We start from the raw sequence: 14,735 nt of genomic DNA, 5'->3' as shown, positions 1-14,735 counted from the left end.
AAGTGAAGATCGTCGTCACCGGGACCGAGGGCTACCTCGGCGCCCTGCTCGCCCCCACCCTGCTCGAGTCCGGCCACTCGGTGCTCGGCATCGACACCGGCTACTACAAGCAGGGCTGGCTCTACAACGGCGTCACCGCCTCGGTCGAGACGCTGGCCAAGGACATCCGCCACGTGACCGTCGAGGACCTCGCCGGGGCCGACGCCGTCGTGCACATGGCCGAGCTGTCCAACGACCCGCTCGGTGAGCTCATCCCCGACGTCACGTTCACCGTGAACCACAAGGGGTCGGTGCGCCTGGCCGAGGTCGCCAAGCAGGCCGGCGTCCAGAAGTTCGTCTACATGTCGAGCTGCTCCGTCTACGGCGTGGCCGAGGACACCGTCGACGAGACGTCGGCCGTGAACCCGCAGACCGCGTACGCCGAGTGCAAGGCGCTCGTCGAGCGCGACGTCGCGCTGCTGGCCGACGACGAGTTCTCCCCGACGTTCATGCGCAACGCCACCGCGTACGGCGCCTCGCCCCGTCAGCGCTTCGACATCGTGCTGAACAACCTCGCGGGCCTGGCCTGGACCACGGGCAAGATCGCCATGACCTCCGACGGGTCGCCCTGGCGCCCGCTGGTCCACGGCCTGGACATCGCCAAGTCGATCCGCGCCGTCCTCGACGCCCCGCGCGAGGCCGTCCACAACCAGATCTTCAACGTGGGCGACTCCGAGCAGGTCTACCGCGTCCGCGAGATCGCCGAGGCCGTCGGCCGGGCCCTGCCCGAGGCCGAGATCACCTTCGGTGAGAGCAACAACGGCGACAACCGCTCGTACAAGGTGAACTTCGACAAGATCCACTCCACGCTCGAGGGCTTCCGCTGCGACTGGAACGCCGACAAGGGCGCCCAGCAGCTCGTCGACGTCTTCAAGGCGATCGACCTGGACGAGGCCACGTTCAAGGGCCGGGGGCACACCCGCCTCAAGCAGCTCGAGCACCTCATCCGCACCGAGCAGCTCGACAAGGAACTGTTCTGGAAGGTCGCTCCGACCAGCGGGATCGCCAAGTGAAGATCACCGGGACCCACATCGAGGGCGTCGCGATCGTCGAGCTCGAGGAGCGCGCGGACGACCGCGGCTTCTTCGCCCGCACGTTCTGCCGCGAGGAGTTCCTCGCGGCCGGCCTGAACCCGGCCGTCGAGCAGTGCAACCTGTCCTACAACCACAAGGCCGGGACGCTGCGCGGCATGCACACGCAGGTCGACCCCGCGCCGGAGGCCAAGCTGGTGCGCTGCACCGCCGGCGCGATCCAGGACATCATCGTCGACCTGCGCCCGGGCTCGCCCACGCGGTTCCAGCACGTCGCGGTCGAGCTGACCGCCGAGAACCGCACGGCCCTGTACGTGCCGGAGTACTTCGCGCACGGCTACCTGACGCTGACCGACGGCGCCGAGGTCGTGTACCAGGTGTCCCAGAGCTACACCCCGGGCACCGAGCGCGGCCTGCGGTACGACGACCCCGACCTCGCCCTGCCCTGGGCGCGCGAGGTCGCGGTCATCAGCGACAAGGACAAGAGCTGGACCCTCCTCGCGGACGGGGCCGAACTCTCTTGATCATCGTCGACAAGGCGCTCCAGCAGCGCCAGGCCGAGGGGCGGCCCATCCGCGTCGCCCTCGTCGGCGCCGGGTTCATGGGCCGCGGGTTCGTCAACCAGGTCGTGAACTCCGTGCCCGGCATGGAGCTCGTCGCCATCGCCAACCGCACGGTGTCCAAGGCGCGCGACGCCTACGAGCAGGCCGGGGTCACCGGCGTGGTCGAGGCCGACTCCGCCGCGGCGGTCGACAAGGCCATCGCGCAGGGCAAGCCCGTCGTGTCCGGCTCCTACGAGGCGGTCGTCGACGCCGGCCAGGTCGAGGCCGTCGTCGAGGCGACGGGCAACACCGAGTACGGCGCGCACGTCGTCGTCCGGGCCATCGAGCAGGGCAAGCACATCGTCCTGCTCAACGCCGAGGTCGACGGGACCGCGGGCCTGGCCCTGCGCACCCGCGCCGAGAAGGCCGGTGTGGTCTACACCGGCTGCGACGGCGACCAGCCCGGCGTGCAGATGAACCTCATCCGCTTCGTGCGGTCCATCGGCGTCACGCCGCTGGTCTCGGGGAACATCAAGGGCCTGCAGGACGAGTACCGCAACCCCACCACCCAGGAGGGGTTCGCCAAGCAGTGGGGGCAGGACCCCTACATGGTGACGAGCTTCGCCGACGGCACCAAGGTGTCCTTCGAGCAGGCCCTGGTCGCCAACGCGGCCGGGTTCAGCGTGGAGAAGCGCGGCATGCGCGGCGCCGACCACCGCGGGCACGTCGACGAGCTCACGACGCACTACGACGTGGACCAGCTCAAGGAGCTCGGCGGCGTCGTGGACTACGTCGTGGGGTCCAAGCCGGGCCCGGGCGTGTACGTCCTCGGCACGCACGACGACCCCAAGCAGCAGCACTACCTGAACCTGTACAAGCTCGGCACCGGGCCGCTGTACTCGTTCTACACGCCGTACCACCTGTGCCACTTCGAGGTGCCGCTGACCGTCGCCCGCGCGGTCCTGTTCGCCGACGCCGCCATCGTGCCCGGTGACGAGGTGAAGGTCGAGGTCGTCACCACGGCCAAGACCGACCTCGCCGCCGGCAAGGAGATCGACCGCCTCGGCGGCTACGACTCCTACGGCGTGGCCGAGACGTACGCGGCGACCAAGGCGCAGAACCTGCTCCCGATGGGCGTCGCCGAGGGCTGCGTCCTCAAGCGCGACGTGAAGAAGGACCAGGTCCTGACGTACGACGACGTGGTCCTGCCGCAGGGGCGTCTCATCGACGCGCTGCGCCTGGAGCAGGCCGCGCTGCTGAAGGGCTGACCGACCCCGCACCACTCGCGCGAAGCACACTCCGCGCCCCGCACGGTCCCTCCCGAGGGTCCGAAGCACGCTTCGAGCCCTCACCGGCCCGGAACAGGGGCCCGGAGTGTGCTTCGCGCGTTCGCGTTAAGGTTCCCGACGTGAACACCGCGGGCAGGCTCGACGTCGCGGTCGTCGGAGCAGGCCGCGTCGGGCCCGTCCTGGGGGCCGCCCTGCGCGCCGCGGGACACCGCGTGACCGGCGTCGCGGCCCGCACCCGCCGGGACGCCGAACGCGTCGAGGCGCTGCTGCCCGACGTGCCGTGGATCGAACCGGCGCAGGCGTTCGCCGCCGACCTCGTCCTGCTCGCCGTCCCCGACGACACCCTGGGCCCGCTGGTGGCCGACCTCGCCCCGCACGTGCGCGCCGGGCAGCTCGTCGTCCACACCTGCGGCCTGCACGGCCTCGGCGTGCTCGACCCCGCCGCGCAGCGGGGGGCGCTGCCGCTGGCGCTGCACCCGGCGATGACGTTCACGGGCACCTCCTTGGACCTGCAGCGGCTGCTGGGGGCCGCCGTCGCCGTCACCAGCTCCCCGGTGCTGGCCCCCGTGGCCGACGCCCTGGTCCGCGAGTGGGGCTCGACGCCCGTCGTGGTGGCCGACGCCGACCGCCCGCTCTACCACGCCGCCCTCGCCCACGGCTCCAACCACCTCGTCACCCTCGTCGCCCAGGCCCTGGACGCCGCGCGCGCCGCGGTGGGCGAGGACGCCGGGCGGGTGCTGCGCCCGTTGCTGCAGGCCGCCCTGGACAACGCGCTGCGCGACGGCGACGAGGCCCTCACCGGCCCCGTCGCGCGCGGCGACGCCGGCACCGTCGCCACCCACCTGCGCGTCCTCGCCGCGCAGGACCCCGCGACGGCCGCCACCTACGCGCAGCTGGCCGGCGTCGCCGCCGACCGCGCGCAGGCCGCCGGCCGGCTGACCGACACCGCGGCGAAGGCCGTCCGCGGTGCACTCACCGCAGGAGAACCGTGAGCCTGACCGTCACCCGCACCCGCACCGAGCTGGCCGCGGCCCGCGACGCCCTCACCGGGCCCGTCGCCGTCGTCATGACCATGGGTGCGCTGCACGCCGGGCACGCCGAGCTGATCCGGCAGGCCCGCCGCCGCGCCGCCTCGGTGCTCGTCACCGTCTTCCTCAACCCGCTGCAGTTCGGGCCCGGGGAGGACCTGGCCCGGTACCCGCGCACCCTCGACGAGGACCTGGCGCTGGCGGCCGAGCACGGCGCCGACGTCGTGTTCGCCCCCGGCCCCGACGTCGTCTACCCCGATGGCGACCCCGGGGTCCGGGTCGCGGCCGGCCCGCTGGGGGAGGTGCTCGAGGGCGCCAGCCGGCCCGGGCACTTCGACGGCGTGCTCACCGTGGTCGCCAAGATGTTCCACCTCACGCGCGCCGACCTGGCGTTCTTCGGGCAGAAGGACGCCCAGCAGCTCCTGCTGGTGCGGCGCATGGTGCGCGACCTCGACCTCGGGGTGGAGGTCGTCGCGGTGCCGACCGTGCGCGAGGCCGACGGCCTGGCCATGTCGAGCCGGAACCGCTACCTCACGCCCTTCGACCGGGAGGTCGCCCTCGTGCTGCAGCGGGCGCTGCGCGCCGGTGCGGCCGCCGCCCCCGAGGGCCCCTCGGCCGTGCGGCGCGCCGCGCGCGACGTCCTGGTGGCCGAGCCCGCCGCCCGCGTCGACTACCTCGCGCTGGTCGACCCGCACGACCTGGCGGACGTCCGCGAGCACTACCGGGGCGAGGCGCTGCTGGCCGTCGCCGCGAAGGTCGGCTCCACGCGCCTCATCGACAACCTGCCCCTCGTCGTGGGCCGACCGGACAACTGACCGCACTAACCTTGAGGGGTGAGTGAACAGACGCCCGCCCCGCCCGAGGACGAGTTCGAGGACCTGCCCGAGCAGGTCCGGGTCCGCCGCGAGAAGCGCGACCGGATCCTCGGCTCCGGCCGGGAGGCCTACCCGGTCTCGGTCCCGCGCACCACGTCGCTGGCGGACCTGCGGGCGCGCTACGCCCACCTGGAGGCCGGCGAGGAGACGACCGACGAGGTCGGCGTCACCGGCCGCGTCGTGTTCCTGCGCGGCACCGGCAAGCTGGTGTTCGCCACGCTGCAGGAGGGGGACGGCACCCGGCTGCAGGTCATGGTCTCCCGCGACGGGGCCGGGGAGGAGGCGCTGGCGAGCTGGAAGGCCGACGTCGACCTCGGCGACGTCGTCTTCGTCCACGGCACGGTGATCTCCTCCCGGCGCGGGGAGCTGTCGGTGCTCGCCGACGGCTGGCAGATGGCGGCGAAGTCGTTGCGCCCCTTGCCCGTCCTGCACAAGGAGCTGTCCGAGGAGACCCGCGTCCGGCAGCGCTACGTCGACCTCATCGTGCGCGAGACCGCCCGGGAGAACGTGCGCGCCCGCTCGACCGTGGTGCGCTCGGTGCGGCGCACGCTGGAGGACCGCGGGTTCCTCGAGGTCGAGACGCCCATGCTGCAGACCCTGCACGGCGGGGCCAGCGCCCGGCCGTTCGTCACGCGGTCGAACGCCTTCGACACCGACCTGTACCTGCGCATCGCTCCGGAGCTGTTCCTCAAGCGGCTCGTCGTCGGCGGCATCGAGCGCGTCTTCGAGATCAACCGCAACTTCCGCAACGAGGGCGCGGACTCCACGCACTCGCCGGAGTTCGCGATGCTCGAGGCGTACGAGGCCTGGGGCGACTACGACTCGATCGCCGAGCTGACCCGGACGATCGTCCAGGAGGCCGCCCAGGCCGCCTTCGGGTCGCACGTGGTGACGTGGGCCGACGGCACCGAGCACGACCTCGGCGGGGAGTGGAAGCAGATCTCCATGTACCCGTCGCTGTCGGAGTCCCTCGGCGAGGAGATCACCCCCCAGACCCCGCGGGCCCGTCTGCTGGAGCTGGCGGAGAAGCTGGGGATCAGCGTGGACGAGGCGCGCTGGACGGCCGGGAAACTGGTGGAAGAACTGTGGGAACACCGGCTGGGTGATTCCCTGGAATCCCCGACCTTCGTCCGCGACTTCCCCGTGGAAACGTCGCCGCTGGTGCGCGCGCACCGTTCCGTGCCGGGTGTGGTGGAGAAGTGGGACCTGTACGTCCGGGGTTTCGAGCTCGCCACCGGCTACTCCGAGCTGGTCGACCCCGTCGTGCAGCGGCAGCGCTTCGTCGAGCAGGCCCGCCTGGCCGACCTCGGCGACGACGAGGCCATGCGGATCGACGAGGACTTCCTGCGCGCCCAGGAGCACGGGATGCCGCCCACGGGCGGAATGGGCATGGGCATCGACCGCCTCCTCATGGCCCTGACCGGCCTCGGCATCCGCGAGACCATCACCTTCCCGCTGGTCAAGCCCCGCTGAGGCGCGCCGCGGGGCGGGCGGCGGCGACGTACCCTGGAGGGGTGGAATACCTCGCCGCGCTCCTGCCCTCGGCCGGCCTGGCCGTGCTCTTCGTGCTGCTGATGCGCTCGATCCTGCACGCCGACCGCCGGGAACGGGCCGCGGCGGCCCGCGCGCGCGCCGAGCGGCGGGCCGCCGGGGAAAGCGCGCCGAAGGACCGGGCTTCCTGAGGCGCGACACGGTTTTCGCTTTCTCCGGTGATTTGACCCGGCGCTCATGAATGCGACAGAGTGTTCTTCGTCCGGCGCACCAGCGGTCGGTCGTCCACTTTGTTCGAAAGGAAAGCCGGCCATGGCGCAGAAGGTCCAGGTCCTCCTCGTCGACGACATCGACGACGGTGAGGCCACCGAGACGGTGACCTTCTCCCTCGACGGGGTCAACTACGAGATCGACCTCTCCGACGAGCACGCCGCCGCCCTGCGCGAGGCCTTCGCGCCGTGGGTCGGGCACGCCCGCCGGGTCGGCGGTCGCGCCGGGTCCGGCCGCAAGGCCGCCGCCGCTCCCCGCCCGGCCGCCAAGTCCGCCGGCGGCTCCGAGCGCGACACCGGCGAGGTCCGCACCTGGGCCCGCGAGAACGGCTACACGGTCTCCGACCGCGGCCGCATCTCCGCCGAGGTGCTGCAGGCCTTCGACGCCGCGCACTGACGCCCGTCCACCCCGCAGGGCCCGACCACCACCCGGTGGTCGGGCCCTGCGTCGTCCTGCCGGTGCCCCGCGGGGGGTGGGGACCATCCCTCCTGCGGACACCGGGTGCGCCCAACGGCTGATGCGGCCCTCGGTGACGGTGCGTGAGGATCGGGCCGTCCCGCTGCGGCGGCCACCCCCGGTGGCCGCGCGGCGCTCCCGATCCCGCTCCTCCCACCACTCACCGAGAGGCTCCTCATGATCGAGGCGGTCGGCCTGCGCAAGGTCTACGGCAAGAAGGTGGCCGTGCACGACCTCAGCTTCACCGTGCGCCCGGGCATCGTCACCGGGTTCCTCGGGCCCAACGGGTCCGGCAAGTCCACGACGATGCGGATGATCGTCGGCCTCGACCGGCCGACCGCGGGGCAGGTGCTGGTCGACGGCAAGCCGTTCTCCGCCCACCGGGCCCCGCTGTCCACCGTCGGGGCGCTGCTGGACGCCAAGGCCGTCCACACCGGCCGCTCGGCCTACCGGCACCTGCAGGCGATGGCCGCCACCGCGGGCATCCCCGCCTCCCGCGTGCACGAGGTCGTCGACCTCGTCGGTCTGGGCGAGGTCGCCCGCAAGCGCGCCGGCGGGTTCTCCCTCGGCATGGGCCAGCGCCTCGGCATCGCCTCGGCGCTGCTCGGCGACCCCGCGACCGTCATGTTCGACGAGCCCGTCAACGGCCTCGACCCCGACGGCATCCTGTGGATCCGCAACCTCATGAAGGAGCTCGCCCGGCAGGGGCGCGCGGTCTTCGTGTCCTCGCACCTCATGAGCGAGATGGCGCTGACCGCCGAGCACCTCGTCGTCATCGGCAAGGGCCGGCTCATCGCCGACGAGAGCGTCAAGGCGTTCGTCGACCGCGTGCAGCCGCGCGGCGTCACGGTCCGCTCCCCGCAGGTGGAGCAGCTGCGCGAGCTCGTCACCGCCGAGGGCGGCACCCTGGCGCCCCGCGAGGACGGCAGCTTCGACGTGCGGGACCTGTCCGCCGAGCGCATCGGGGACGCCGCCGCCCGCCGCGGCGTCGCCCTGCACGAGCTCACCACCGTCAAGGCGTCCCTGGAGGAGGCCTTCATGGAGCTCACCGCGAACGCCGTCGAGTACCAGGCCCACCGCGGCGGGGACCAGCCCCCCGTCGTCGTCCCCGAACCCGCGACCCCCGTGCGAGAGGAGGTCGCCCGATGAGCGCCGCGACCGTCCAGGTCCAGCCGTTCCGCCCCGTCGAGCGGCGGGTGACCCCCGCCGGTCTCCTGCGCTCGGAGTGGATCAAGTTCTGGAGCGTCCGCTCCGTCGTCATCACGATGCTGGCCTCGGTCGTGGCCACCGTCGGCCTCGGCGTCCTGTTCTCCCTCGCGGCCCGCTCGGCGCTCAGCTCCGGCGGGGCCGCGGCCGCCGAGGCGGGTGTGGACCCCTTCACCTTCAGCATGATGGGCGCGCAGTTCGCCTCGCTCGTCGTGGCGGCCGTCGGGGTCATCCTCATCGCCGGGGAGTTCTCCACCGGGATGATCCGCACCTCCTTCGCCGCGGCCCCGGGCCGGGTGGGGGTGCTGCTGGCCAAGGCCGTCGTGCTGGCGGTGAACGTCCTGGTGCTGCAGGGCGTGGCCGTCCTCGTGGCCTTCCTCCTCGGCCAGGCCGTCCTGGACACCCGCGGCTTCGGGATCTCCCTGGGTGACGACCACGTGCTGCGGGCCCTGGCCGGGACCGTCCTCACCCTCGTCGGCGTCTCCCTCGTCGGGCTCGCCGTCGGTGCGCTGCTGCGCAACCCGGCGGGGGCGATCGTCACGGTCGTCGCGGCCCTGTTCATCGTGCCCAACCTGCTCGGCCTGATCCCCGACTCCTGGGGCGGGGAGGAGATCAACAAGTTCTTCCTCACCAACAGCGTCATGAACCTGGGCAGCCTCGACCCGGTCCCGGGGTACCTGGACAACGGTCCGGGGGTCGCGGTCTTCGCCCTGTGGGTCGTCGGCCTCGGCGCGCTCGCCGCGCTGGCGCTGCGCACGCGCGACGTCTGAGCGACCCGGCCGGGCGGCGGGCCCGGCCACCGGGACGACCCGCCGGCCGGACCGGCCGGCGGGTCGTCCCGGTGGTCACTGCCCGTGCAGGCCCCGGACGCGGAACCGCAGCCCCGGCGCCCGGTACTCCTCCAGGGCGTGCGCCACCCAGCCCGCCGTGCGGGCCACCTCGAAGACGAACTCCCCGGCGTCGGCCGCCAGCCCGTGCGCCAGGGCGTGCGCCGCCAGCCCCAGGTCGACGTTCGGGAAGGCCGCCGCCCCGTGGGCGCGGACCACCTGCTCCACCAGCGGCGGCACCACGTCCGCCACCGGGCCCGGCGGCAGGGCACCGAGCAGCTCCTCGGCCCGGGGGTCGCGCGCGGCGTACAGGACGTGGCCGAACCCCGGCGGCCGCTCCTGGCTGCGGCGCCGCTCGGCGACCGCGCGCGCCGGCCCGTCGGCCAGCGCCTGCTCCAGGAACCGGTGCGCCGCGGTGCTGGCGCTGGCGTGCAGCGGGCCGTCCGCCGCGCCCAGGGCCGCCGACAGGACCGAGGACAGCGGGGCCCGCGCGCTGGCCGCGACCCGCGCCGCCACCGTGGAGACCGCCAGGCCGTGGTCGGCGAGCAGGACCAGCGCCGGGCCCCAGCCGCCGGGGGAGCCCAGGGTGGCGTCCACCGCGTCGGCGACCGTCGTCGTGACGCCCAGCACGGCCGCCAGCAGCGGCTCGGGGTCGGCCCCGGCCGAGGCGGGACGCAGCGCGCCGGCCACCGCGACCGCCACCCGCAGCCGGGCCGGTGGCCGGACCCGCGGCGGCAGCCCGCCCACGACGGCGGCCACCCCGGCGGTCAGCTCCTCGTCGCGGGCGAGGGCGCCCGCGACCGCGGTGCCCGTCCACAGCAGCCGCGCCACCTCCTCGAACGAGGCCGTCCGGCTCAGCTCCACGGCGTCGCGGCCCCGGTAGCGCAGCCGGTCCCCGTCCAGCGACGTCAGGCCGCTGCGCACCGTCTCCACGGCCCCCGACGGTCGGTCGCGGCCGCGGCGGGCGAGCGCCGCGACCTGCCCGGCGTCGAACAGGCTGCCCGCCGCGGTCCGGCGCGGGGTCAGCAGACCGCGGCTGACGTAGGCGTACAGCGTCGCCGTCTTCACGCCCAGCCGGTGCGCGGCCTCGGCCGTGGGGATCTCGTCCACGGTTGATCCGATCAACGTTGACCGGCCCCGTCAACCCGCGGACGCTGCGGTGATGACCGACACGCAGGTGCCCCCGGGGCTGAAGGGCGTGGTCGTCACGACCACCGAGCTCGGCGACGTCCGGGGCGAGGAGGGGTTCTTCCACTACCGGCAGCACTCGGCCGTCGACCTGGCCCGCACGCGCACGGTCGAGGACGTCTGGCACCTGCTGCACCGCGGCCGGCTGCCCTCGCCCCCCGAGCTGGCCGCCTTCCGCGCCGAGGTCGCCGCCGCCCGCGCCCTGCCCGCGGAGCTGACCGCCCTGCTGCCGGCCCTGGCCCCGCTGCCGCCGCTGGCCGGGCTGCGGACGGCGCTGTCCGCGCTGCCCGGCGCGCGGCCCGTCTACGACGCCGACCCCGCCGAGCGGGCCGCGGACGCGCTGCGCGTGTGCGCCCTGACCCCCACCGTGCTGGCCGCCCTGCACCGGCACCGCCGCGGCCTGCCGCCCGTGGCGCCCCGCGACGACCTCGACGCCGCCGCGCACTGGCTGTGGCTGCTGCACGGCACCGAGGCCGACCCCCGGCACGCCGACGCGCTGCGCCGCTACCTCGTCGCCACCGTCGACCACGGCTTCAACGCCTCCACGTTCACCGCGCGCGTCGTGGCCTCCACCGGCGCCGACGTGCCCGCCGCCGTCGTCGCCGCGCTCGGGGCGTTCTCCGGCCCCCTGCACGGCGGGGCCCCCGACCGGGCGCTGGCGGCCCTGGAGGAGATCGGCACCCCGGACCGGGCCGAGGGCTGGGTGCGCGCCCAGCTCGCCGCCGGCGGGCGCGTCATGGGCTTCGGGCACGCCGTCTACCGGACGGAGGACCCGCGGTCGGTGCTGCTGCGCGAGACCGCCCTGGAGCTCGGCGGGCCCCTGGTCGACCTGGCCGTCGAGGTCGAGCGGCGCGTGGTGCGGACGCTGGCCGAGCTCAAGCCGGGCCGGGCGCTGCACGCCAACGTCGAGTACTACGCCGGCGTCGTCATGTCGCTGTGCGGGCTGGAGCCGGCCCTGTTCACCCCCACGTTCGCCACCAGCCGGGTCGTGGGGTGGACCGCGAACGTGCTGGAGCAGGCGACCGACCCCCGGATCATCCGGCCCTCGGCCCGCTACGTGGGCCCCGAGCCGGGCCGCCGGCCGGCCCCCCCGGCCGCGCGGGAGCGGACCTGAGCCGTTGCGCCGACGGCGAACGAAGTGGCGGAACAGCACGCCGGAGGCGCAGGTTGGTCAGGACAACCGGGTCACGATCGGCTCACGACCACTGCGGCGACGCTGGTGGGAGTGAGAGTGTCGGGGCTCGGGACTAGCATCGGAATGGTCCGGTCGGGGGATGACCCCCCGTGCACCCCGGACTCGACCACCCGCGAGGAGCGCCGCATGTTCGAGAGGTTCACCGACCGCGCCCGACGGGTCGTCGTCCTGGCCCAGGAAGAGGCCCGGATGCTCAACCACAACTACATCGGGACCGAGCACATCCTGCTCGGCCTGATCCACGAGGGCGAAGGCGTCGCCGCCAAGGCCCTCGAGTCGCTGGGCATCTCCTTGGACGCGGTCCGCGAGCAGGTCCAGGAGATCATCGGTCAGGGCCAGCAGGCCCCGTCCGGGCACATCCCCTTCACCCCCCGCGCGAAGAAGGTCCTCGAGCTGTCGCTGCGCGAGGCGCTGCAGCTCGGGCACAACTACATCGGGACCGAGCACATCCTGCTCGGCCTCATCCGCGAGGGCGAGGGCGTCGCCGCCCAGGTGCTCGTCAAGCTCGGCGCCGACCTCAACCGGGTGCGTCAGCAGGTCATCCAGCTGCTGTCCGGCTACCAGGGCAAGGAGCCCGCGACCGCCGGCGGTCCCCAGGAGGGCACCCCGTCCGGGTCCCTCGTGCTGGACCAGTTCGGCCGCAACCTCACCCAGGCCGCCCGCGAGGGCAAGCTGGACCCGGTCATCGGCCGCGACCCGCAGATCGAGCGCGTCATGCAGGTCCTCTCGCGCCGCACGAAGAACAACCCGATCCTCATCGGCGAGCCCGGTGTCGGGAAGACCGCCGTCGTCGAGGGCCTCGCGCAGGCCGTCGTGCGCGGCGAGGTGCCCGAGACCCTCAAGGACAAGCAGATCTACACCCTCGACCTCGGCGCCCTCGTCGCCGGGTCCCGCTACCGCGGTGACTTCGAGGAGCGGCTGCGCAAGGTCCTCAAGGAGATCCGCACCCGCGGCGACATCATCCTGTTCATCGACGAGATCCACACCCTCGTCGGGGCCGGTGCCGCCGAGGGCGCCATCGACGCCGCCAGCATCCTCAAGCCCATGCTGGCCCGCGGTGAGCTGCAGACCGTCGGGGCCACGACCCTGGACGAGTTCCGCAAGCACATCGAGAAGGACCCGGCCCTCGAGCGGCGCTTCCAGCCGATCCAGGTCCCCGAGCCCAACCTCGCCCACGCCATCGAGATCCTCAAGGGTCTGCGCGACCGGTACGAGGCGCACCACCGCGTCTCGATCACCGACGCCGCGCTGGTGGCCGCCGCGACGCTGGCCGACCGCTACGTCAACGACCGGTACCTGCCGGACAAGGCGATCGACCTCATCGACGAGGCGGGCGCGCGACTGCGCATCCGCCGCATGACCGCACCGCCGGACCTGCGCGAGTTCGACGAGCGCATCGCCGACGTCCGCCGCGAGAAGGAGAGCGCGATCGACGCGCAGGACTTCGAGAAGGCGGCCTCCCTGCGCGACAAGGAGAAGAAGCTCCTCGCGCAGAAGGGCGAGCGCGAGAAGCAGTGGAAGTCCGGTGACATGGACGTCGTCGCCGAGGTCGACGAGGAGCTGATCGCGGAGGTCCTGGCCACCGCCACCGGCATCCCGGTCGTCCGGCTGACCGAGGAGGAGTCCTCGCGGCTGCTCCACATGGAGGATGAGCTGCACAAGCGCGTCATCGGCCAGAACGACGCCATCAAGGCGCTGTCGCAGGCCATCCGGCGCACGCGTGCGGGTCTGAAGGACCCCAAGCGCCCCGGCGGGTCGTTCATCTTCGCCGGCCCCACCGGCGTCGGGAAGACCGAGCTCGCCAAGGCCCTCGCGGAGTTCCTCTTCGGCGAGGAGGACGCGCTCATCCAGCTCGACATGAGCGAGTTCTCCGAGAAGCACACCGTCTCGCGGCTGTTCGGCTCGCCCCCCGGCTACGTCGGGTACGAGGAGGGTGGCCAGCTGACGGAGAAGGTGCGCCGCAAGCCGTTCTCGGTCGTCCTCTTCGACGAGGTCGAGAAGGCCCACCCGGACATCTTCAACTCGCTGCTGCAGATCCTCGAGGACGGTCGCCTGACCGACTCCCAGGGCCGCCAGGTGGACTTCAAGAACACCGTGATCATCATGACCACGAACCTCGGCACCCGGGACATCTCCAAGGGCGTCGGCACCGGGTTCGCGGCCGGGTCCCAGACCCAGCTGACGAACTACGAGCGGATGAAGTCGAAGGTCAACGAGGAGCTCAAGCAGCACTTCCGGCCCGAGTTCCTCAACCGCGTCGACGACATCGTCGTGTTCCCGCAGCTGACGCAGGAGGAGATCATCCAGATCGTCGACCTGTTCATCAAGCGGGTCGACGACCGCCTCAAGGACAAGGACATGGGCATCGAGCTCACGCCCTCGGCCAAGGTGCTGCTGGCGACCAAGGGCTACGACCCGGTCCTGGGCGCCCGCCCGTTGCGCCGCACCATCCAGCGCGACATCGAGGACGTCCTGTCCGAGAAGATCCTCTTCGGCGACCTGCGCCCCGGCCAGATCGTCTCGGTCGACACCGAGGGCGAGGGCCAGGAGCAGAAGTTCACCTTCGAGGGCACCTCGCAGGAGGACCTCCCGGTGACCGTCCCCGTCGGGGACGTCCCCACCGAGGACTGACCCCGCAGGGCTGACGGCCCGGCACCCCGCACGGGGTGCCGGGCCGTTCCGCGTCCCGGCCCCCGCGCCCGGCCGCGGCCCGTCCAGTGGCGGCGCGCCCGGACGCGCGGTCCGTCTGGGAGGATCGGGGCGTGCCGAGCCCCACGAACGTCAGCGCCGACATCACGGTCCGCCCCGCCCGCACCGGCGACGTCCGCGACGTCCGCCGCCTGGTGGAGGAGTACGCCCGGCAGCGCATCCTGCTCGGCAAGGAGCTCATCACCCTGTACGAGGCCGTCCAGGAGTTCGTCGTCGCCGAGCACGAGGGGCGGGTCGTGGGGTGCGGGGCGCTGCACGTGCTGTGGGAGGACCTCGGCGAGGTGCGCACCCTCGCCGTCGACCCCGCCGTCCGCGGCACGGGCACGGGCCACCTCATCCTCACCGCGCTGCTGGACCGCGCCGACGCCCTCGGCCTCACCCGGCTCTTCTGCCTGACCTTCGAGACGGCCTTCTTCGAACGCCACGGCTTCGTAGAGATCGAGGGGACACCCGTCGAGCCGGAGGTCTACGCCGAGATGCTGCGCAGCCACGACGAGGGGGTCGCGGAGTTCCTCGACCTGGCGCGCGTCAAACCGAACACGTTGGGCAACAGCAGGATGCTGCGGGTCACAGGAGGCAACGCGTGAGC

14 protein-coding genes are annotated in these 14,735 nt (G+C 73.2%); 13 read left to right on the top strand and 1 reads right to left on the bottom strand.

What is annotated here, in order from left to right; genetic code table 11:
* The first annotated feature begins 2 nt into the window (after window positions 1-2).
* From BJ968_RS08575 to BJ968_RS08530, 10 genes are all read left to right on the top strand, one after another.
* The gene (locus BJ968_RS08575; protein WP_179750940.1) at window positions 3-1,052 is read left to right on the top strand and encodes an NAD-dependent epimerase/dehydratase family protein; all 1,050 of its coding nucleotides are present in this window, start codon (window positions 3-5) and stop codon (window positions 1,050-1,052) included.
* Entirely contained in the window at window positions 1,049-1,594 is a 546-nt protein-coding gene (rfbC, locus tag BJ968_RS08570) for a dTDP-4-dehydrorhamnose 3,5-epimerase (RefSeq protein ID WP_179750938.1), read from the top strand. Before BJ968_RS08575 ends, rfbC begins: the two co-directional genes overlap by 4 nt.
* Complete coding sequence (locus BJ968_RS08565; protein WP_179750936.1) at window positions 1,591-2,880, top strand: NAD(P)H-dependent oxidoreductase; 1,290 nt, start codon at window positions 1,591-1,593, stop codon at window positions 2,878-2,880. Before rfbC ends, BJ968_RS08565 begins: the two co-directional genes overlap by 4 nt.
* 140 nt (window positions 2,881-3,020) lie before the next feature.
* Window positions 3,021-3,893 carry a DUF2520 domain-containing protein gene (locus tag BJ968_RS08560; RefSeq protein ID WP_179750934.1) on the top strand — a complete coding sequence of 291 codons (873 nt, stop codon included), beginning with the start codon at window positions 3,021-3,023 and terminating at the stop codon, window positions 3,891-3,893.
* Window positions 3,890-4,744 (top strand): pantoate--beta-alanine ligase, encoded by an 855-nt coding sequence (gene panC, locus BJ968_RS08555; RefSeq protein WP_179750932.1) that lies wholly within the window; start codon window positions 3,890-3,892, stop codon window positions 4,742-4,744. The genes BJ968_RS08560 and panC overlap by 4 nt, the downstream gene beginning before the upstream one ends.
* A gap of 18 nt (window positions 4,745-4,762) precedes the next feature.
* Window positions 4,763-6,277 carry a lysine--tRNA ligase gene (gene lysS, locus BJ968_RS08550; protein WP_179750930.1) on the top strand — a complete coding sequence of 505 codons (1,515 nt, stop codon included), beginning with the start codon at window positions 4,763-4,765 and terminating at the stop codon, window positions 6,275-6,277.
* A 41-nt stretch (window positions 6,278-6,318) separates the two neighbouring features.
* Window positions 6,319-6,486: a hypothetical protein gene (locus BJ968_RS08545; protein ID WP_179750928.1), complete on the top strand. Its 168-nt coding sequence runs from the start codon at window positions 6,319-6,321 to the stop codon at window positions 6,484-6,486.
* Between the two features lie 121 nt (window positions 6,487-6,607).
* Window positions 6,608-6,961, top strand: a complete 354-nt coding sequence (locus tag BJ968_RS08540; RefSeq protein WP_179750926.1) for a histone-like nucleoid-structuring protein Lsr2 — start codon at window positions 6,608-6,610, stop codon at window positions 6,959-6,961.
* Window positions 6,962-7,198: 237 nt separating this feature from the next.
* Window positions 7,199-8,170 (top strand): ABC transporter ATP-binding protein, encoded by a 972-nt coding sequence (locus BJ968_RS08535; RefSeq protein WP_179750923.1) that lies wholly within the window; start codon window positions 7,199-7,201, stop codon window positions 8,168-8,170.
* A complete protein-coding gene (locus BJ968_RS08530; protein ID WP_179750921.1) occupies window positions 8,167-8,997 on the top strand; it encodes an ABC transporter permease in 831 nt (276 codons plus the stop codon). The genes BJ968_RS08535 and BJ968_RS08530 overlap by 4 nt, the downstream gene beginning before the upstream one ends.
* Window positions 8,998-9,072: 75 nt before the next feature.
* Here the strand turns inward: BJ968_RS08530 and BJ968_RS08525 are convergent, their stop codons facing one another.
* Window positions 9,073-10,164, bottom strand: a complete 1,092-nt coding sequence (locus tag BJ968_RS08525; RefSeq protein ID WP_218884943.1) for a citrate/2-methylcitrate synthase — start codon at window positions 10,162-10,164, stop codon at window positions 9,073-9,075.
* 52 nt (window positions 10,165-10,216) lie between these two features.
* Here BJ968_RS08525 and BJ968_RS08520 point away from each other — a divergent pair, with 52 nt between their 5' ends.
* From BJ968_RS08520 to BJ968_RS08510, 3 genes are all read left to right on the top strand, one after another.
* Window positions 10,217-11,356, top strand: coding sequence for a citrate/2-methylcitrate synthase (locus BJ968_RS08520; protein WP_179750917.1), 1,140 nt, complete (start codon window positions 10,217-10,219; stop codon window positions 11,354-11,356).
* A 207-nt stretch (window positions 11,357-11,563) separates the two neighbouring features.
* A complete protein-coding gene (locus BJ968_RS08515; protein WP_179750915.1) occupies window positions 11,564-14,068 on the top strand; it encodes an ATP-dependent Clp protease ATP-binding subunit in 2,505 nt (834 codons plus the stop codon).
* Between the two features lie 131 nt (window positions 14,069-14,199).
* Window positions 14,200-14,733 (top strand): amino-acid N-acetyltransferase, encoded by a 534-nt coding sequence (locus BJ968_RS08510; protein ID WP_343077904.1) that lies wholly within the window; start codon window positions 14,200-14,202, stop codon window positions 14,731-14,733.
* Window positions 14,734-14,735 lie beyond the last annotated feature (2 nt).

The sequence above is a fragment of the Kineococcus aurantiacus genome, assembly GCF_013409345.1.
In the GTDB taxonomy this organism is placed as follows: domain Bacteria; phylum Actinomycetota; class Actinomycetes; order Actinomycetales; family Kineococcaceae; genus Kineococcus; species Kineococcus aurantiacus.
This window is presented reverse-complemented; position numbering and strand designations above follow the sequence as displayed.